The sequence below is a fragment of the Paucilactobacillus salsurae genome (assembly GCF_054784995.1).
The window spans coordinates 295,132-315,122 of the sequence record NZ_BAAHWX010000002.1 but is presented as its reverse complement, the minus strand read 5'-3'; the positions used below and the strand labels follow the sequence as shown (position 1 = coordinate 315,122).

The window sequence follows — 19,991 nt, the reverse complement described above, 5'->3', positions numbered from 1 at the left end:
AAGCTAGCTCTCCTTTGTCTGTAGCCGTTGACGGAAGACCCAGTAACTCCAAATGAAGTATACAAGCACGATTGGCAAAATCGAAAGGGTCACGATTGTCATAATGTGCAATGTATATGGTGTTGATGAGGCGTCAGCTGCTAAGATACTAAATTTTGGATTATTCGCAATCATAACCCGTGGATATAATCCATTAAACAACAGTACGACAACACCTGCAAGGGTTAATCCTGTGGAGAAGAAAGATAGTTTTTCATGATCTAGGATCGTTCCAGCGTGAGCAATCACTGATAGAACAACAATTGCAGCTAAAATAATAAACGTTGAAACTGGTTTTGTAGTAAAGAAATCAGTGTAGAAATAAACTAACACAGCAAAAACAACTTCACCGGCATATAAAACCCAATATAAAGGTTTGGCATATGCTAAGGCACGTGAACGTAAGTCACCTGTTGTTTTAAGACGAATAAAGTTCAAGCCGTGCAATAAGCAAAGTAATGCAACGGCCACACCACCGACGATTGAGAAGAGATTAACATAGTCGGTAAAGCCGGCTGTGATATCTCCTGCCTTGTCCATTGGCATTCCTTTAACCATCGCTGTGAAAATCATTCCCAATAGGAATGGTGCACAGAAACTACCAATAGTAGCAGCCCATTCCCAAATGTTACGGCCTTGATCGGTGTGCATTCTTGAACGGAATTCAAATGCAACCCCTCTAAAGATTAATGCAATCAAGACGAAGAATAACATTAAATAGAAACCTGAGAATAGTGAAGCATACCACATTGGATATGAAGCAAACATGGCACCACCAGCAGTGATTAGCCAAACTTCGTTACCATCCCAGTGAGGTCCGATACTACTAATTAACATATCACGTTCTGACTCATCTTTAGCTAATCCCTTAATTGACATTCCGACACCAAAGTCGAAACCTTCAAGGAAGAAGAAAATACTGAAAAGTAAGCCGATAACTAAGAACCAAAAATTTTGTGTTAGGCTCATTTTACAAACGCCTCCTTTGCATATGGATCAATAACTTCTTGATCAAGTGAGGCAAGATCGTCTGGACCTTTCTTCAATTCACGATGTGATAACCAAATCATGACGAGTCCTAAACATGCAAACACTGCAAAATACGCAATATTTGTAAAGAGTAACGACCCGACAGAAACATTTGGTGAAACCGCATCTGCAATTGTGAGTAATCCGTAAACTACCCAAGGATAACGACCAAATTCTGTGACCATCCAACCGGTTGAGTTAGCAATGAATGGAAGCCACATCGTCAGTCCTAAGACATACAAGAACCAACGTTGATTTAAAATTGCTTTTGATTTTTGACGGTTAAAAATTAATCCGAGAATGGCAACCAATGCGAAGAATCCACCAGAAATAGCCATGATTCTAAAACTCCAGAACAATGTTTTTACAGGAGCATAGTAATTAATATCTTTACCGAACTTCTTGTCATACTTAGCATGTAATTCTTTGTTAATGGCGTTCATACCCTTAACTGAACCAGTTGTCTTGTGGTATGACAAAATTGAAAGTGCATGTGGTACATCAAGTGACCAGTTAGTCTTGTGATTCTTAGTGTCTAAACTAGCCATTGCTGCCCAAGGTGCTGATTTACCAGTTGTCTTGTAAACACCTTCCATTGCAGCAAACTTCATTGGTTGATCTTTAAGCACATATTGTGTTTGTAAATCACCTGAAGCAATGCTTCCAAGAGATGCAATTAAAGCAACAATCAGACTAACTTTGATTGACTTACGCCAAAAGTCTGTGTTTTCAGTCTTATTTTTCAATAAGCCCCAAGCAGACATTCCGGCAATCACAATTCCAGCAGTTAACCAAGCACCAAAGATCACGTGTGGAAATTCCATTTTTAATTGATAGTTGTTCACAACATCAAAGAAACTTACCATATTAACGCGTCCAGTGTTCTTGTTGATCATATAACCAACGGGGTTTTGCATAAAACTGTTGGCAGCTAAGATCCATAAAGCTGAAATCATTGTCCCAATCGAAGTTAACCAGATTGTGGCACAGTGAGCCCAGGCTGGGAGTTTATCCCAAGTAAAGATCCATAAACCGATAAATGTCGATTCCATGAAAAAGGCTGCCAGTGCTTCGATGGCAAGAGGTGCTCCGAAAATATCACCCATAAACCGTGAGTACTCTGACCAGTTCATACCAAATTGAAATTCTTGAATAAGTCCAGTTACGACCCCCACCGCGAAACTGAGTAAGAAAATCTTACCCCAGAAGATGGTCATTTGCTTATACAAGTCTTTCTTCTTAATAACATAAAGCGTTTCCATAATTGCGACGACAAAGCCTAGACCAATAGAAAATGGCACGAAGAAGAAATGAAAAATAGTTGTCATAGCAAATTGCCATCGTGCTAGGAAAACGATACTTAAACCGCTGCTAAACATTAATGTCCCTCCCTTTGTAACAAACTTTTAGTCATCACCTATTCAATAATAAGTAATTGTCTAACTGACTTCATTATATCGACTGATAAATGTTTTTACAATAGCTAGTTCATAAATATTCAAAGTTAATTGATTTTTTACTGTAACATCAGTAATCTAGGCCCCTTTGTTGATTAATAAATTGATCAAATCATCACTAGATAGTTTTCCAAAATAGTAACTAACGTCCAATTGACTAAAAACTTCCTCAATTGCTTTGCGTTCAAATTTCACGCCTTTTAAGCGTTGTTCAACTTCTGTAATAGGTCCTTGACCAAAGAAGTCACCATAGATTTTGATTTCACTAATTTTCCCATTTTCAACATTCAGGCGATAATCGACTGTTCCTGCTTCGAAATGTCGGCGATGTTGCACACTGAAAGCTGGCGACTTACCGTAAATCCAGTCCCAATTGTGATAATACGTGTCTAACAGTTCTTGAACGCCATCTTTGGTGGTTTGGTCAATCACATACCGGGAGGCCTGCGATAAATCATTTAACCCCAAAATTTCTTTTGCTAATTGATCTCGAAATTGTTCAATCGTTAACTGTTGATATTCTGGCTTAAAATGTGGCTTCAAATTAGTCACCCGGCTGTGAACCGATTTGATACCCTTAGATGCAATTTTATCCTTTGGTACATTTAAAGCATGTTCTATTTGAGTTAAATCAACATCATACATTAAAGTCCCATGTGCAAATAAGCGTCCATTTTGGCTATGCATGGCATTGCCAGAGAATTTTTGACCGTTGATTTGTAAATCATTACGACCACTTAGTTGGGCATCGGTTGCACCCATGTCATGAATTGCATTCAATACTGGTTGCGTGAACCGAGCAAAATTACCGACGGCATCCCCATCATCCTTAGTAATAAAACTAAAACTGACATTACCTAAATCATCAAATACTGCGCCACCGCCAGAAGTTCTCCGGGTAATGATAATATTGTGCTCATCCACGTATTGCTGATTAATTTCTTCATAAGCATTCTGATAGCGACCTAAAATAATACATGGTGAATTAATGTAAAAATACAAAATTGGTTCGGTTAAATCAGCATGTTCCATCAAGTAAGTCTCTAAAGCCAAATTGTAGCGAATATCTGTACTGTCACTCGTTAAATATTTCATACTCTTCACCTCAGGTTTATCATAGCGCAATCATTTTTAAACTACGAGATTTTTTTATAATAAAAAAGATTAAAAACCAACTGGTCTTTAATCTTGATTTTGGGCATGTTCTTTAAGACCAGCAACACTGTGGCGATAACCGTAACTAAAGTAAACAATTAAGCCAATGACCAGCCAGATGAAAAAGGCTGTCCACGTGAAGAGTCGTAATTCAAACATTAATGCGACACATAAAATAAATGAGATAATTGGTAATACTGGATAGAACGGCACTTTAAATGCTGTATCCAAATTTTTGAATTGCGGATCGCGTCTTAAGAAAACAATGCCAATTGACACCATCGCAAAGGCAAAGAGTGTCCCAATATTAACTAACTCTGCAATTTTATCAATCGGAATGATACAAGCAAAAATACTTGCCACCAGGCCGAATATCCACGTATTCGCAACTGGCACGTGAGTTTTTGGGTTTAATTTACTGAATGTTTTCGGCAATAAACCATCACGACTAATCGCAAACACTAATCGTGTCCCACCATAAGACATCACCAATAGCACCGTCGTCATACCGACAACCGCGCCAAGCGAAATAATCCCTGACACCCAGTCCTGATGGATAAAATGCAATGCGAAAGCAACCGGATCAGCCACGTTCAACTTGTTATATTTAACAATTCCAACTAAAACAGCTGAAAGGGCAATATATAATCCCGAAGCAACAACTAACGATGAAACAATGCCAATTGGCATATCACGCTTTGGATTTTTGACTTCTTCAGAAGCAGTTGAAACGGCATCAAAGCCAATATAGGCATAAAAAGCCACTGCGGCCCCAGAAACAATGCCTTTCATCCCAAATGGTAAGAATGGATGATAGTTGGCAGGTTTAACATAAAATGCCGCAATTAAGATGAATAACAAAATAACTGAAATTTTTAAAATGACCATCACAGCGTTAACTCGCGCTGACTCACGAACGCCACCAATGAGCAGCACCGCGATAATCATCGTAATCACAAATGCTGGCAGATCAAAGATCGCATGGGGCATGCCTGCCGTACCGTACGCCGCTTGTAATGCTGCAGGTAACTTCAAATGAAATCCAGCAAGAATATTTTGAAAATAGGCTGACCAACTGGCAGCGACTGAAGAAACCGCAAAAAGATATTCGGAAATTAAAGCCCAACCTAAAATCCATGCGATAAATTCGCCAAAAACGGCATATACATACGTATACGCACTTCCAGCTAATGGAATGGTGGACGAAAATTCAGAATAACAGAGGGCTGCTAGGGAACAAACGACTGCCGCCAATACAAATGACAACATGACTCCTGGTCCAGTATATTGGGCTGCAATAATTCCAGGTGTAATAAAAATTCCAGCACCCACAATTGCACCGACACCCATGGTCGTCAAACTAAATGCTGTCAACGATTTTTCGAGTCCCGTTTTCTTAAATAAATCCGTAGTAATATCCTTGCGAACAAATAAATGATGTTGCGCATCCTTGTTTGTCATGAAATACTCCTAATTAAAATATAATGAAACCGACATTTAATTTTAATATTGAATTGGGTTAAAGTCAATGAAATCTTAGATGACGCGTTTTTCTAACCTTATTTGTTTTTAATTTTCTAATAAACAAAGTAAAAATGCCTAACAAGGTTGATATTACCAAGTTAGACATTTCAAATTTATTTAATTGTGGCATCCATAATTGGATCATTTTGTGCAACGGTTGTTTTTGCTTGAATTAGTTTCAAATAACTAATATTTTGCATATTCGTGATGACAACCATCATTGTTGGTTTCTTACCTGCCTGTTTGATTGCTTCACGATCAGCGGTTGCTAAAAGATGTCCGTGTGTGACTTTTTGTCCTTCATGAACATTAATCGTAAACGGTTCACCCTTCAGTTCCACCGTATCGATTCCCATATGGAGTAAAATTTCAGTACCATTTGCTGTTTTAATGCCAATGGCATGTTTAGTCGGAAAGACCGTCATAATTTCACCGTCGACTGGTGAGACCACTTGATCATCAGTTGGTTCAACAGCATAGCCATCTCCAAGCATTTTTTGTGAGAAAGTCACATCATCAACATCTGAGATATCCATTAACTCACCTTGAGAAAAGCTATAAAAATGATCGGTATTACCAGAAAATTCACTTGTTTCATTAGTTTGAGTTTGAACAGTTGAATCCTCTGCTTGTGGTTGCGCAATAGGTGCATTGTTTTGATACAACTTAGCAAGCGCATCAGCCACAAATTGAACCTCTGTTCCGACCACAATGTGAATGTTATTTTGGTCAAGAACATTGACGCCCGCGGTTCCTGCCGCTTTAATGCCGTTTTGACTAGCCTTAGAAGTATCTTCCAGTTGTAATCTTAAACGAGTTGTACAATTATCAACCACTTTAATATTGTCATGCCCACCAATGGCAGCATAAATCTTCTTAGCTTCGATTGTATATTTATCATCATCAGTGTCAACGTCAACTGAAGCATCATTTGCTTCATCTGTTTCAACTTCTCGACCAGGTGTTAATAATTTAAATTTCTTAATTGCAAAATCAAATCCAAAGAAATAAATCACTGCCATTGCTAAGCCTTGAACTAAAAGCATGAACGGATGATTAGCTAGTGGCATGTGCCAACTTAACGTGTAGTCAACCAACCCCGCACTAAAGGTAAATCCGGCCGTCCAATGCATGAACGCTGCAAACGCAAGTGAAATTCCAGTAAATAGTGCATGAATGAGATACAGTGGCCATGCCACAAACATAAATGAAAACTCTAACGGTTCAGTCACACCGGTGAAAAATGATGCAAACGCACCGGCCATCATTAAACCAGCAACTTCTTTTTTGCGTTCTGGTCGTGCATTACGATAAATGGCATAGGCACCAGCTGGTAGACCAAACATCATCACTGGGAAGAAACCAGCTTGGTACATCCCTGTAATACCCTTTGTTCCCTTGCTTGCCCAGAAATTACCAATATCGTTGATACCGGCAGTGTTAAACCAAAAGACCTGGTTCAATGCTTGGTGGAGTCCGGTTGGAATTAATAGACGGTTAAAGAACCCGTAAAGACCGGCACCAACTGCACCAAGATTAACAAAGAATTTACCAACAGATACTAAGGCCTCATACACTGGTGGCCAAATAAAGAATAACAGAATTGTCACGAAGAACATGGCAACTGCTGCCATAATTGGCACTAATCTTTTACCACTAAAGAATGACAATGCCATTGGTAACCTGGTATTATGAAATCTGTTGTATAAAGCTGCGGCAATTAATCCGGAAATAATTCCGACGAGCACGTTACCACTAATTGCGGTAAATGCTGGATCGACGTTTGCCACTTTGATGCCTTTGAGTAACGCTACAGAATCTGGTGCTAAAACAGTCACTGGAATAAAGTAGGCAACCACCCCAGCTAACGCAGCAGCCCCATCTTTATCCTTTGACATTCCAATAGCTAAACCAACTGCAAATAATAGCGCTAACTGACCTAGAATTGCCGTCCCACTACTTTGTAAAAATTGAGCTAACGCCCAAGAAGCGGGCATATAATGCCCAATCCCCACTAGTAATGCAGCAGCAGGTAACACTGCAACTGGTAATTGTAACGAACGTCCCATTCGCTGCAAATACGTCTTCATATCATGTTCCTCCCAAAAAACTATTTTTTAATACGAATTAAATCATACCGTTTATTGTTGATGCTCGCAAACAACACGACACATTTTTGGCGTTTTGCAGTCATCGTTAAAATAGTGCTGTATCAATATTTGATAACTTTTCAACATAATCATAAAATCATCATTTATAGCTAATAATGGTATTACAACAAGCTTTAGCGCATAGAAATTGAACTTAATAATAACTTAAGAAAACGTTACCATTGTGATAATGATAACGTTTAGTCCGTGTATTTATTGGTAAATGATGCAATGCGTCGTTGATATTCCTTGGGATTCACCCAAAAACTTTCAGCATGCGTTGCTGTTGGCACAATCCATTTTTCTTTTGGACCCTGAGTGGCCTGATAATTTTCTTCAATCATCTCAACTGGCACATAGACGTCTTCTTGTCCATGAATAAAAAAGATGGGTAAATGATTCTTTTTTAATTGATCAACTGATGAGGCCTGTCTTAGTTGAAATCCTTGTCTGTATTGATTCAATAAACTCACAGTCGATACAAACGGATACTTGGGCAAATGAAATGTTCGTTTTAGAAGATAGCTCAATTCATCAATGATATCGGAATAGCCGCAATCAGCAATCAAACATTTCACTTGGTAAGGTAGCTTTTCCCCACTCAACATCTCAACCGTGGCACCGCCCATTGAAACACCAAACAAAACAATTTGTGAGTCGACCCCTAGTCGTGTGATTAATAGTTTAATCCATTTTAAATAATCAAGGCGATCTAACCAACCAAACGAAATATACTTTCCCGCCGATTGACCGTGACCACGATCATCTGGCAACAAAACGTTAAATCCTAATTGATGAAACATTTTGGCATAGTTAGCCATTGTTTCGCCGTTACCCTTATAACCATGAGCAATGATGACGCTTCGATTTGTTTTGGCTTTTGCCGGTAGATACGTCGCATTCAAGTGTTTGTCGTCAACCGTCTGATTTAACTTCCATGTATAGGTTTTTTGATCGTTTAACCATTTAACATAATCAAAATAAGCTTGTGCATATTTTTGTTTATCTGCAGAAGTTTCTGGCACTTTATCGACTCGTTTAAATGCAAATTGATATAACTTTTCTGAGGCACCAACTGTTCCTGCCGCTAATGCCAGTGGTGCTAAGATACCTAATGCTGTTTTCTTTTCCATTCTATCAATTCCTTATGCTTATAAAAAATATTAACTCATTGCTTTATTTTACACGCCTCCTGAGCAATCACAAGTTTTTTTGCTTGTCGCCATTGATTCTTTGGCAAATCTCATCTCTTTTGACTAATTTGTTTAATAGTGCATTATTGACACAGACAAGTGTTAAAATTAAAATTAAATGATAATTTAATTAGAAGGTAATACATAATGACAAATAAACATCATCTATTCGTTCGAAAAAACATAGCTACTGATCTCTATAAAAAAACGGGTCTTGAAAAATCTTTGACCGCCTTTAGCCTGATTACGATGGGCGTTGGCGCAATTGTGGGCGCCGGGATATTTATTACGCCAGGTATTATTGCGGCAAAGTATACGGGCCCAGGCGCCATGCTCGCGTTCGTGTTGGCCGCCGTCGTATGTTCATTCGCAGCGTTATGCTACTCAGAATTTTCTTCAACTATTCCGTTAGCTGGGAGTGCCTATACATATATTTACGCTGTTTTTGGTGAATTAATTGCCTGGGTGCTCGGCTGGGCACTTGTTTCAGAATATCTATTCTCCGTTTCTGCAGTTGCAGCCAGTTGGTCTGCCTACTTTCAAAACATTCTGACAGGTCTCAATATTCATATGCCTGTAGCATTAACCGCCGCATACGGCACTGCAGGAAAGCCAGGTGCAATTTTTGATTTACCTGCGTTCGTAATCATTATGATTATTTCAGCACTGTTAGTGGGTGGAATTCGTGAATCTGCTCGTGTTAATGCCATCATGGTAATTTTAAAAATTATTGTGATTATTCTATTTATTGTTGTTGGTGTCCTTTACGTTAAACCAGCCAATTATAGCCCGTTTTTACCCTTTGGAATGAAGGGCGTTGTTTCAGGTGCCGCCGTCGCATTCTACGCCTATATTGGCTTTGATGCCGTTTCAACTGCTTCTGAAGAAGTTAAGAATCCACAAAAGAACGTGCCGATTGGCATTATTGGTTCATTACTCCTAGCAACCGCCCTGTATATTGCATTATCAGCTGTATTGGTCGGCATTGTGAAATATACAAAACTAAACGTTGCTGATCCAGTTGCCTTTGCCTTGCACTTTATTCATCAAGATTGGATTTCTGGCATTGTTTCGTTAGGTGCCGTTATTGGAATGACCACAGTTTTAATTGTGTTTCTATATGGTGGCACGCGGCTGGTCTTTGCTATTAGTCGTGATGGTTTGCTTCCAGAAGTCTTTAGCAAGTTAGCACCTAAGACACACTCTCCTGTATTAAATACTTGGATTTTTGGTATTGTTGGTAGCTTCTTTGCTTGTATTATTCCAATCGATAAAATTACTGAATTAGTCAATATTGGAACACTCTTTGCTTTTGCGATGGTTTCAATCGGGATTGTCTTTCTTCGTCGTGATCCACAGTTTAGCAAACTTGATTCCGCGTTCCATGTTCCCTTCTACCCAGTGCTACCAATTATCTCATTTATTCTCTGTGTCATTCTTATGCTGGAACTAAAATTATTTACCTGGATTGCATTCTTCATTTGGCTTGTCATTGGGCTCGTTATTTACTTCTGTTATGGTTATCGTCATAGTAAGGCACGACAAAATCTTTAAGATCACAAAAAAAGAACTTCCTTTTAAAGGGAGTTCTTTTAAAATATCGATATATAAAATATATATTAACGTTTTGAGAATTGTGAAGCCTTACGAGCTTTCTTAAGACCTGGTTTCTTACGTTCCTTCATACGAGCGTCACGAGTTAATAAACCTGCACGCTTCAAAGGTCCACGGAAATCTGGGTCGACGTTAAGCAAAGCACGGGCAATTCCATGACGAGTTGCGCCAGCTTGACCAGAAAAACCTCCACCATTGACGTTAACTAAAACATCATAGTTACCAGTTGTTTCTGTTGCTCCAAATGGTTGTAATACAACTTCGCGTAAGTTTGCAAATGGAATATAGTCTTCGATTGATTTACCGTTCATAGTAATTTTACCTGAACCTGGTACTAAACGAACACGTGCCACTGAGTTCTTACGACGTCCTGTACCAATATATTGTACTTGAGCCAAATCAGTTTCCTCCTTAAATTAAGTTTGTAATGTCTAATACTTCTGGTTTTTGTGCTTCATGTTTGTGATTTGCATCAGCATAAACATGTAACTTCATTCCCATTTGACGACCTAAAGTTGTATGAGGAAGCATTCCCTTTACAGATAGTTCAATCAATTTGTCAGGATTTGTTGCACGTAAGTTACCAGCAGAGTTTTGCTTCAAACCGCCAGGATAATTTGAGTGACGATAGTACATTTTTTGGCTTGCCTTATTACCTGTTAATTTAACTTGAGCTGCATTAATCACAATTACATTATCACCCGTATCCACATTAGGGGTGTAAGTAGGTTTATTTTTACCACGTAAAATTGAGGCTACAACCGTCGAAAGGCGACCCATTGGTACATCAGTTGCGTCAACAATGTACCATTTGCGATCAACTTCGCCTGGTTTTGCTAAATAAGTTGTTCTCAAAATCATTTCCTCCATTTTTCTGAGTTTCTTTAATTTTATAAGTTTCCGGGGCTTATAAACTAGAAAAGAATAACCAACGACTAGTTTACTTTAATTTTGGTCACGCGTCAATCAATTTTTGTCGTCATAGCTGACTTTTACAAGATATAATCCACTAGCTGGTGCAGTACCTCTTGCTCGCGACCGATCTTTTGCACGCAAAACTTTGGGAATATCGTCAACAGGGCGTTTTTCTGACCCAATTTCTAACAAAACGGCTACCATAATTCGAACTTGATTATATAAAAAGCCACTACCTTCAAACTCAAAAATAATTTCATGATTTATTTTGTCTTCCACAACCTTAGCAGTGTATATCGTGCGGACGTTAGTCTTTGTTTGACTACCTGAGGCGACAAAACTAGTGAAATCATGTTCACCAACTAAATCTTGGATTGCCTGTTGCATCAGTGGCAGGTTCAACGAATATTTAAAGTGCCCCGTATAATTGCGTTTAAAAGGATTCACAAATTCGCCTTGTGAAACCCGATAGCGATACAATTTATGATGAGCATTAAAGCGGGCATGAAAATCAGGAGCAACCCGACAAGCCTGATTCACTAGAATATCGAGTGGCAAGATACTGTTCAAAGCTCTGCGTAATGAATCATCGCCCATTTGATAGGGTAAATCAAAATGAGCGACCTGAGCCAGTGCATGTACCCCAGCATCAGTTCTTCCTGAAGCCACTACAGAAATGGGCGGATTTGGTTTTTTGGCAATTTTATTGACGGCATTTTCCAAAGCCTGTTCTACAGTTCTTTCATGCGGTTGAACTTGAAAACCAGCAAAATTGGTTCCGTCGTATGCAAATTCAATTTTGTAACGATACATTTAACTAACCACTCTTAATATAAATAATAGAACGACAATCACTACAAACACACTAACGGCAATCGTATCACGACGATGCCACTGTAAAATGCGATATTTGGTCCTTTGATCACTATCTCGATAGCCTCTGGCTTCCATTGCAGTCGCTAAATCTTCAGCTCGTTTAAAAGCACTAATAAACAGCGGAATCATGATTGGAATCACTGATTTAATACGTTTAATCAACCCACCAGAGGCAAAATCAACGCCCCGCGCCCGTTGTGAATTCATAATTTTTTGAGTTTCATCAAGTAGTGTTGGTACAAATCGGAGCGCAATTGACAACATTAAGGCTAATTGAGCAACTGGCACCTTTACTTTTTTCAAGGGCGCTAACAGATATTCCACCGCATCAGCAATCATTAACGGCTGTGTTGTCAGCGTGAGGACCGTTGAAATACAAATGATTAAAACAAACCTAATAAAAATGAATAGTCCATTTTTTAAACCAAATTGCGTGATGCTTAAAATACCCCAGTGCCAATAAACATGACCACCTGAGCTAAAAATAATTTGTAGCAGAACAGTAAATAGAATAATCCAAATTAATGGTCGAACACCATCCCAAAAAAACTTCAAACTAACTCTGGTTAATAAAATGCTCGCAATAGTGACCAACGTTAATAACAGGTACGTTTGCCAATTATTTGCAAAAAAAATAAGAATAATAAATAAAATACTCAAACTCAGTTTATTGCGAGGATCCATTTTATGAATTAATGAGTTAGTTGGGACATAGCGACCGAATAATACTTTTGTAAACATTATTTGGCCTCCCCTATTTGTTGCATAATTTGTGTTGCCAATTGCTGTACAGTTAACGGAAATGGCTCAAATTGAAAACCTTTGTCAGACAAAGCTTGTGCAAACATTGTTGTCTTTGGAACATCTAGATGATTTTCTTTTAGTAGTTGTTGATTGGCGAAAATTTTTTCAGGTTGATCAGTGGCGACAATTTTGCCTTGATTCATAACCACTACTTGATCAGCGTATTTAGCAGCATCTTCCATTTGATGGGTCACTAAAATAATCGTCATGTTTTGTGTTTGATGTAATGCATTAAACAACGTCATCATTTCTTCTTGTCCAGTTGGATCAAGCCCAGCTGTAGGTTCATCTAATATCAACGTTGTAGGTTGCATGGCTAATACACCAGCAATTGCAACTCGGCGCATTTGACCGCCAGATAATTCAAATGGCGATTGTGCTTCAAACGAACTATCTAATCCTACTAGCCGTAGAGCGTTTCTAGCTGCACTTAATGCTTGATCATCATCAAATCCGATATTTTTAGGTCCAAACGAAACATCTTGAATAACTGTTTCTTCAAATAACTGACTTTCTGGAAATTGAAAAACAATGCCGATATGTTTTCTTAATTGAGCTAGTTCTTTAGAGCTGCTTTGTGAATCTATATTAATATCATCAACTGTCATCGAACCTGAGGTAGGTTGTAACAAGCCATCCATTTGCTGAATAAGCGTTGATTTACCGCTTCCTGTATGGCCAATGATGGCTGTGTAAGATCCATCAGTTATTTTCAAATTAACGTCTGTTAAAGCCTGAAAGGCAAAAGGCGTATTTTCTTGATAGACAAAATTTAGATTTTTGAATTCAATTGTTGCCATAACCATTCTACCATCCGTTCATTAGTCATATACTCATCTGGAAATTTCAAACCATCACGCTCAAGCTCGTTTTTTAGTTGCTGAGCATAAGGCGGATTGAGTCCCCATTTTTTTAGATTATTGCCTTGCGAAAAAATTAATTCCGGTTGATCTTGTGCAATAATTTCACCATTGTTTAGCACAACTATTTGTTCAGCTAGCGCAGCTTCTTCAATATCATGAGTAATTGAAATAATTGTTAACTGTGTTTGCTCTTTCAGTTTCTGTAGCACATCTAAAACCATGGCCCGCCCTTCTGGATCCAACATACTAGTGGCTTCATCAAGAATTAATATTTCTGGTTTTAAGGCAATTGCGCCTGCCAAAGCTACTCTTTGTTTTTGTCCACCGGATAATGACGAAGGTTCGCGATTTGCAAAGTTTTGCATCCCCACAGTTTCAAGTGCTGATTGCACTCGCTCAACCATTTCTTCACGGGGAATTTGTTGATTTTCAAGTCCAAAAGCCACATCATCAGCCACTGTTGCGCCAACAAATTGATTATCTGGATTTTGAAAAACCAATCCAATTTTTTCGCGAATATCCCAAACTGTCTGCTCACTTAGCTCCAAACCGTCAACTGTTATCTGTCCACTATCTGCAGCGATTAAACCGTCTATTGCACGTGCTAATGTACTTTTCCCGCTACCATTATGCCCAACAATAGCAGTCCAACTACCTGATTCAATTGACAATGAAACTTTTTTTAAAGCTGCCTTAGGTGCATCTTTATATGTAAATGTTAAATCTTTGATATCAATCAGAATCGATTTCATTTTAACGAACCCTTTCTTGCAATAGTGTAATAATACCATATCTGCGTTAAGACAAATAGTGAACTAGACCTAATTTTTGGCAAAAAAAAATCACTTACAATAATAGTGCACGACTGTTGTCGCATTCAAACTAGACTAGAGATTATAAAAATCTCACCATCGTTACGTTTTATACCATTATCATAGTGATTCTTTATTACATTGATTTAAAAACTAATCAACAAATTCCAAAATAACCATTTGTGCACCGTCTCCACGACGAGGCATTGTTTTCATAATGCGTGTATAACCACCATTACGATCAGCAAATTTAGGTGCCAATTCTTCAAATAGGTTTTGAAGTGCTGATTGAACACGGATATTATCTCCATCTTCCTTAACATCAGCAACAACATTGCGAATAAATGAAGCGGCTTGGCGACGGGCGTGTAAATCGCCACGCTTACCCAAAGTGATCATTTGGTCTGCTGTTTTTCGTACTTCTTTAGCACGAGCTTCAGTAGTTTCGATTCGACCGTTAACGATCAAATCAGTTGTTAAATCACGTAATAAAGCTTTACGTTGTGAACTTGTACGTCCTAATTTACGGTAACTCATGAACTTAGTACCCTCCTTTTTACTTAAATTCTAGTCTTCTTTACGAAGTGATAAACCTAAGTCGATTAATTTAGCTTTAACTTCATCCAATGACTTGCGGCCTAAGTTACGAACCTTCATCATATCAGCTTCTGATCGATCAGTTAATTCTTGGACAGTATTGATGCCCGCACGCTTAAGACAGTTATATGATCGAACTGACAAATCTAATTCTTCGATTGTCATTTCTAACATTTTTTCTTTATGCGTTTCTTCTTTTTCGACCATGATCTCAGCATTTTTAGCAGTATCTGTTAATTCAACAAACATTGATAAATGCTCAGTTAAAATTTTAGCAGCTAAACTAACTGATTCACTAGGTGTAATTGAGCCATCTGACCAAACATCAAGTGTCAGTTTATCATAATCATTTCGTTGCCCAACACGTGCATTCTCAACTGTGTAGTTTACGCGTTCAATTGGGGTATAGATGGAATCAACTGGTAAAACACCAATTGGTAAATCATCCATGACAGCTTTGTTATCATCAGCAGATACATAACCACGACCTTTATTGGCGGTCATTTGAATATGCAATTCTGCACCATCAGCAACAGTTGCAATGTGCAAGTCTGGATTTAAAACGGTAACGTCGCCATCAGTTTGAATATCACCTGCGGTAACTTCAGCAGGCCCTTTGACATCAATTTCCATTGTTTTATCTTCATCTGAATCAATTTTTAAAGATACTTGCTTCATATTCAAGATAACTTGGGTAACGTCTTCTGTAACGCCTTCCACAGTTGAAAATTCATGCAAAACTCCATCAATTTGAATACTTGTAATTGCAGCACCCGGAAGTGATGCAAGCAACACACGACGTAAAGAATTTCCGAGTGTCGTTCCATATCCACGTTCAAGTGGTTCTACGACAAATTTGCCATAGTTGTTACTTTCTTCAACTTTATGAATGTTTGGTTTCTCAAATTCGATCATTCTAATTTTTTACCCCTTTCAAAACGTGGTTCGTTATTAATACGAAATTACATTAGTATGAAGAACTTCTCCACGAGGAATGCACTGAATTAAACACGACGACGCTTTGGAGGACGAGAACCGTTATGAGGTACTGGTGTCACATCACGAATAGCGCTGACTTCTAGTCCAGTTGTTTGAAGTGCACGAATAGCAGCTTCACGACCAGAACCAGGTCCTTTAACTGCAACTTCAACAGTCTTCATTCCATGTTCCATTGATGCCTTAGCAGCAGCTTCTGAAGCTAATTGAGCAGCAAATGGGGTTGACTTACGACTTCCTTTAAAACCTAGTGAACCAGCAGATGACCAAGCCACAGCATTTCCTTGCATGTCAGTGATCATTACTAATGTATTGTTAAATGTCGAATGGATGTGTGCCACACCTGACTCGATATTCTTTTTAACTCGACGCTTACGAGTTCCTTTTCTTGTAGCCATAAAAATTACTTACCTCCTTTTCTATAATTTATTTTTTCTTTCCGGCAACGGAAACTGCTTTACCCTTACGAGTACGAGCATTGTTTTTAGTATGTTGTCCACGAACTGGTAAACCACGACGATGACGCATGCCACGATAAGAACCAATTTCTTGCAACCGTTTGATGTTTAATGATACTTCACGACGAAGATCACCTTCAACTTTATAGTTGTCAACAGCTGCACGAACTTTATCTTCTTGGTCTGGTGTTAAATCACGTACACGAATATCTTCAGATACGCCTGCTTCGGCCAAAATCTTTTGTGCACTAGTATTTCCAATTCCAAAAATGTATGTTAATCCGATGACAATTCGCTTATCACGGGGTAAATCCACACCTGCAATACGAGCCATTAGTCACTACACCTCCATTCTTTTATATTATTTACCTTGACGTTGTTTGTGCTTTGGATTTGCAGAGCAAATCACCATAACACGGCCATTACGTTTGATCACTTTGCAGTGTTCACACATTGGCTTTACTGATGGTCTTACTTTCATTTGAATAACCCTCCTAGAAAGTTATAATCAATAATTACTTAAAACGGTACGTTATTCGGCCCTTGGAAAGGTCATAAGGTGACATTTCAACAGTTACACGATCACCAGGTAAAATTTTAATGTAGTGCATTCGAATTTTGCCTGAAACGTGAGCTAAAATCTCATGTCCATTTTCAAGTTCCACTTTAAACATTGCATTGGGTAAAGTTTCAACAACTTTACCTTCAATTTCAATGACATCATCTTTTGCCACTGATAAGTTCCTCCTTTGTGAAATTCATAGAAAAGTGACATAAAAACGGTGGAAAAGTCTTCCACCTGCTCGATATTTAATTAAGCTAAACCTGGAATAGTTTACCATAATCATTATATCAATGCAAGACAAGCGTTTGTTGCCTATAGTGATGTCAAAACTTTTCGAACTTCTTGATAAACTTTATCAATATCTTGATCACCATCAATGGTGTGAAGAACATTTGCTTTTTGATAATAATCAACTAGTGGTGTGTTCATCTTAATATTAACATCCAGTCTGTTTTTAACAGTTTCTGGTTTATCATCTTCACGCTGGTAAAACTCATGACCGCCACACACATCACAGGTACCTTCAACCTTAGTTGGGTTATAGATCTTGTGATATGTGGCACCGCAATTTCTACAAATGTAACGTCCTGTTAAACGTTCAATTAGAACACTTGGCTCAACATGAATATTTAACACTGCATCAATCTTGCGATTTGTGTTTTTCAACATTTTATCAAGAGCTTCAGCCTGTGTTAGATTACGAGGAAACCCATCTAGCATAAATCCTGACTTTGTGTCTTCATTTGCTAATCGTTCTTCAACAATTCCATTGGTAACTTCATCAGGAACAAGATCACCTTTGTCGATAAATTTCTTTGCTTCCAATCCCATTGGTGTTTCATTTTTCATAGCTGCACGAAAAATATCACCAGTAGAAATGTGTGGAATATCAAATTCTTCAACAATTTTTTGTGCTTGTGTTCCTTTACCAGCACCTGGAAGACCCATTAGGATCAAATTCATTGTACTCACGTTTTATCCCCCTAAGTTTATTCTCTGATAAATCCGACATATTCGCGTTTCATCATCAATCCATTAAGTTGACGCATAACGTCCAATGCAATTTGGACAACAATCAAAAGACTTGTCCCACCTAAACCGATAGATTGACTTAAGTTCCAAATGTTACTTGCCAATAATGGAATAAGCGAAATAAATCCTAGGAAAAGTGATCCCACAGTACTTAATCTCATTAATAGTGAAGAAATAAATTTCTGTGTACCTTTACCAGGCCAAACACCTGGAATGTAACTTCCTTGCTTTTGCAAATTTTCAGAAAGTTTTTCTGGATTGACTTGAACGAAAGCATAGAAGAAAGTAAACAGAACTATCAATAAAATATAAAGTGAAGTACCTGGGATGGTCTGCATATTAAAGATATTAGTCATGACCTGGTACCAATGATCTGCTCCGTGACTTCGTTGGAAAGCCATCAAAATAGTTTGTGGGGTTGAGACAAACGATCCAGCAAAAATAACAGGGATAACACCAGCAACGTTAATCTTCAATGGAAGATAACTGCTTTCTGGTGCAGCACTTGTACGGCGAGTGTATTGAATTTGCAAACGTCGTTCGGCTTGCTGTACCCAGGTAACAAACGCCACAATAATCAATAGTGCAACGACTATTAGAGCAATGAATCCAATACCCATCCATAACTCGCTACCACTAGCACCAGTTATTTGATCTGACCACAATTGGTGAATACCCGAAGGCATTCTAGCAATAATACCGGCGAAGATCAGAACAGAAACACCGTTCCCAAGACCTTTTTCAGTAATCATATCACCCATCCATGTAGCCATCATGGTACCAGCTGTTAAAATGACACCAATCATTATATAAGTTTTCCAACCAGGATTATTAACTAACTTCAACGTGCTTAACGCATTAAAACCAGCCGTAATACCAATTGATTGGATAAATCCTAAAACGATTGTAAGCCAACGGGTCGCTTGATTCAGTTTTCTTCTACCAACGTCTCCTTGTTTCCCCCACTCAACAAACTTAGGCACAATATCCATTTGTAACAATTGCACCACAATTTGAGCCGTGATATATGGAGAAACACCCATTGCAAATAAGGAATAATTCTCAAGACCGCCCCCACTGAATGTATTCAGTATAGAAGCTAGTCCAGTTGAAGATATTTCTTGTAATGCAGCGGCGTTAATGCCGGGGACGGTGATATATGCACCAAGTCGGTACACGATCAAAACAAACAAAGTAAATAGTATCTTTTTACGGATATCTTTAACCTTGAATGCATTTTTGATAGTTGTGAACATTAGATCACCTCAGTTTTACCACCTGCAGCTTCAATAGCTTTTGTAGCTGAAGCTGAAAACTTATTTGCCTTAACAGTTAACTTCTTAGTCAATTCACCATTACCAAGAATTTTAACACCACTTTTTTCGTTTTTAACAATGCCCTTTTCAACTAATTGAGTAGGTGTTACTTCGCTGCCATCGTCAAATTGATCAAGAACTGACAAATTTACGACTGCAAATTCTTTACGGTTAATGTTTGTAAATCCGCGTTTTGGAATTCGACGGTACAATGGCATTTGGCCACCTTCAAATCCTAGACGTGTTTTACCACGGGCCTTTTGACCTTTTTGACCACGACCAGCAGTTTTACCATTACCGGCTGACGTACCACGACCGCGTCGCATACGTACTGAACGAGAACCTTCTGCAGGTTGTAATTCATGTAGTTTCATTTAGATTGGCACCTCCTTAGTATAATGTATTATTTAACTTCTTCGACTGATACTAAGTGAGCAATTTTAAAAATTGCACCACGTGTTGCTTCGTTATCAGGTTTTACAACAGAACTATTCACACGTCCGAGTCCAAGTGCTTTAACAATGGCACGTTGTGCAGGAAGACGGTGAGCAGCGCTATGAATTAAAGTAATTTTTACTTGAGCCATTACCTAGTCC

Annotated in this window: 23 protein-coding genes; 1 reads left to right on the top strand and 22 read right to left on the bottom strand. The window is 38.4% G+C overall.

All coding sequences use genetic code 11. From position 1 onward, the window contains the following. Positions 1 to 3: 3 nt before the first annotated feature. The 6 genes from cydB to ACYVQZ_RS03535 form a co-directional block, all read right to left on the bottom strand. Positions 4 to 1,008: a cytochrome d ubiquinol oxidase subunit II gene (cydB, locus tag ACYVQZ_RS03560; RefSeq protein WP_461240014.1), complete on the bottom strand. Its 1,005-nt coding sequence runs from the start codon at positions 1,006 to 1,008 to the stop codon at positions 4 to 6. Further along, entirely contained in the window at positions 1,005 to 2,447 is a 1,443-nt protein-coding gene (locus ACYVQZ_RS03555) for a cytochrome ubiquinol oxidase subunit I (RefSeq protein ID WP_461240013.1), read from the bottom strand. Before ACYVQZ_RS03555 ends, cydB begins: the two co-directional genes overlap by 4 nt. 156 nt (positions 2,448 to 2,603) lie before the next feature. After that, the gene (gene lplA, locus ACYVQZ_RS03550) at positions 2,604 to 3,620 is read right to left on the bottom strand and encodes a lipoate--protein ligase (RefSeq protein ID WP_461240012.1); all 1,017 of its coding nucleotides are present in this window, start codon (positions 3,618 to 3,620) and stop codon (positions 2,604 to 2,606) included. A gap of 87 nt (positions 3,621 to 3,707) precedes the next feature. After that, complete coding sequence (locus ACYVQZ_RS03545) at positions 3,708 to 5,141, bottom strand: APC family permease (protein WP_461240011.1); 1,434 nt, start codon at positions 5,139 to 5,141, stop codon at positions 3,708 to 3,710. Between the two features lie 176 nt (positions 5,142 to 5,317). Next, positions 5,318 to 7,294 (bottom strand): N-acetylglucosamine-specific PTS transporter subunit IIBC, encoded by a 1,977-nt coding sequence (gene nagE / locus ACYVQZ_RS03540; RefSeq protein WP_461240010.1) that lies wholly within the window; start codon positions 7,292 to 7,294, stop codon positions 5,318 to 5,320. 260 nt (positions 7,295 to 7,554) lie between these two features. Further along, positions 7,555 to 8,487, bottom strand: a complete 933-nt coding sequence (locus ACYVQZ_RS03535; RefSeq protein ID WP_461240009.1) for an alpha/beta hydrolase — start codon at positions 8,485 to 8,487, stop codon at positions 7,555 to 7,557. Between the two features lie 207 nt (positions 8,488 to 8,694). On the opposite strand from ACYVQZ_RS03535, the gene ACYVQZ_RS03530 reads away from it, so the two are divergent. Next, a complete protein-coding gene (locus ACYVQZ_RS03530; RefSeq protein WP_461240008.1) occupies positions 8,695 to 10,101 on the top strand; it encodes an amino acid permease in 1,407 nt (468 codons plus the stop codon). Positions 10,102 to 10,166: 65 nt separating this feature from the next. Here the strand turns inward: ACYVQZ_RS03530 and rpsI are convergent, their stop codons facing one another. From rpsI to rpmD, 16 genes are all read right to left on the bottom strand, one after another. Further along, complete coding sequence (gene rpsI, locus ACYVQZ_RS03525) at positions 10,167 to 10,559, bottom strand: 30S ribosomal protein S9 (RefSeq protein ID WP_461240007.1); 393 nt, start codon at positions 10,557 to 10,559, stop codon at positions 10,167 to 10,169. A gap of 13 nt (positions 10,560 to 10,572) precedes the next feature. After that, a complete protein-coding gene (gene rplM, locus ACYVQZ_RS03520) occupies positions 10,573 to 11,016 on the bottom strand; it encodes a 50S ribosomal protein L13 (RefSeq protein ID WP_461240006.1) in 444 nt (147 codons plus the stop codon). A gap of 111 nt (positions 11,017 to 11,127) precedes the next feature. After that, positions 11,128 to 11,889 (bottom strand): tRNA pseudouridine(38-40) synthase TruA, encoded by a 762-nt coding sequence (truA, locus tag ACYVQZ_RS03515; protein WP_461240005.1) that lies wholly within the window; start codon positions 11,887 to 11,889, stop codon positions 11,128 to 11,130. After that, the gene (locus ACYVQZ_RS03510) at positions 11,890 to 12,693 is read right to left on the bottom strand and encodes an energy-coupling factor transporter transmembrane component T family protein (protein WP_461240004.1); all 804 of its coding nucleotides are present in this window, start codon (positions 12,691 to 12,693) and stop codon (positions 11,890 to 11,892) included. After that, positions 12,693 to 13,556, bottom strand: a complete 864-nt coding sequence (locus ACYVQZ_RS03505) for an energy-coupling factor transporter ATPase (RefSeq protein WP_461240003.1) — start codon at positions 13,554 to 13,556, stop codon at positions 12,693 to 12,695. Before ACYVQZ_RS03505 ends, ACYVQZ_RS03510 begins: the two co-directional genes overlap by 1 nt. Beyond that, on the bottom strand, positions 13,529 to 14,371 hold the full coding sequence (locus ACYVQZ_RS03500; RefSeq protein ID WP_461240002.1) for an energy-coupling factor ABC transporter ATP-binding protein: 843 nt from the start codon (positions 14,369 to 14,371) through the stop codon (positions 13,529 to 13,531). The genes ACYVQZ_RS03505 and ACYVQZ_RS03500 overlap by 28 nt, the downstream gene beginning before the upstream one ends. A 213-nt stretch (positions 14,372 to 14,584) precedes the next feature. Next, positions 14,585 to 14,968, bottom strand: coding sequence for a 50S ribosomal protein L17 (gene rplQ / locus ACYVQZ_RS03495; protein WP_461240001.1), 384 nt, complete (start codon positions 14,966 to 14,968; stop codon positions 14,585 to 14,587). Between the two features lie 30 nt (positions 14,969 to 14,998). Further along, entirely contained in the window at positions 14,999 to 15,943 is a 945-nt protein-coding gene (locus ACYVQZ_RS03490; protein ID WP_461240000.1) for a DNA-directed RNA polymerase subunit alpha, read from the bottom strand. A gap of 89 nt (positions 15,944 to 16,032) precedes the next feature. Next, on the bottom strand, positions 16,033 to 16,422 hold the full coding sequence (gene rpsK, locus ACYVQZ_RS03485) for a 30S ribosomal protein S11 (protein WP_461239999.1): 390 nt from the start codon (positions 16,420 to 16,422) through the stop codon (positions 16,033 to 16,035). Between the two features lie 28 nt (positions 16,423 to 16,450). Continuing rightward, the gene (rpsM, locus tag ACYVQZ_RS03480) at positions 16,451 to 16,816 is read right to left on the bottom strand and encodes a 30S ribosomal protein S13 (protein WP_461239998.1); all 366 of its coding nucleotides are present in this window, start codon (positions 16,814 to 16,816) and stop codon (positions 16,451 to 16,453) included. 27 nt (positions 16,817 to 16,843) lie between these two features. After that, a complete protein-coding gene (gene rpmJ / locus ACYVQZ_RS03475; protein ID WP_010621648.1) occupies positions 16,844 to 16,963 on the bottom strand; it encodes a 50S ribosomal protein L36 in 120 nt (39 codons plus the stop codon). Positions 16,964 to 16,997: 34 nt separating this feature from the next. Next, entirely contained in the window at positions 16,998 to 17,216 is a 219-nt protein-coding gene (gene infA / locus ACYVQZ_RS03470) for a translation initiation factor IF-1 (protein ID WP_461239997.1), read from the bottom strand. 143 nt (positions 17,217 to 17,359) lie between these two features. Beyond that, positions 17,360 to 18,010, bottom strand: a complete 651-nt coding sequence (locus tag ACYVQZ_RS03465) for an adenylate kinase (protein WP_461240039.1) — start codon at positions 18,008 to 18,010, stop codon at positions 17,360 to 17,362. A 26-nt stretch (positions 18,011 to 18,036) separates the two neighbouring features. Further along, positions 18,037 to 19,335 carry a preprotein translocase subunit SecY gene (secY, locus tag ACYVQZ_RS03460; protein WP_461239996.1) on the bottom strand — a complete coding sequence of 433 codons (1,299 nt, stop codon included), beginning with the start codon at positions 19,333 to 19,335 and terminating at the stop codon, positions 18,037 to 18,039. After that, positions 19,335 to 19,769 (bottom strand): 50S ribosomal protein L15, encoded by a 435-nt coding sequence (gene rplO, locus ACYVQZ_RS03455; RefSeq protein ID WP_461239995.1) that lies wholly within the window; start codon positions 19,767 to 19,769, stop codon positions 19,335 to 19,337. The genes secY and rplO overlap by 1 nt, the downstream gene beginning before the upstream one ends. 29 nt (positions 19,770 to 19,798) lie before the next feature. After that, positions 19,799 to 19,981: a 50S ribosomal protein L30 gene (gene rpmD, locus ACYVQZ_RS03450; protein ID WP_461239994.1), complete on the bottom strand. Its 183-nt coding sequence runs from the start codon at positions 19,979 to 19,981 to the stop codon at positions 19,799 to 19,801. Positions 19,982 to 19,991: the final 10 nt, after the last annotated feature.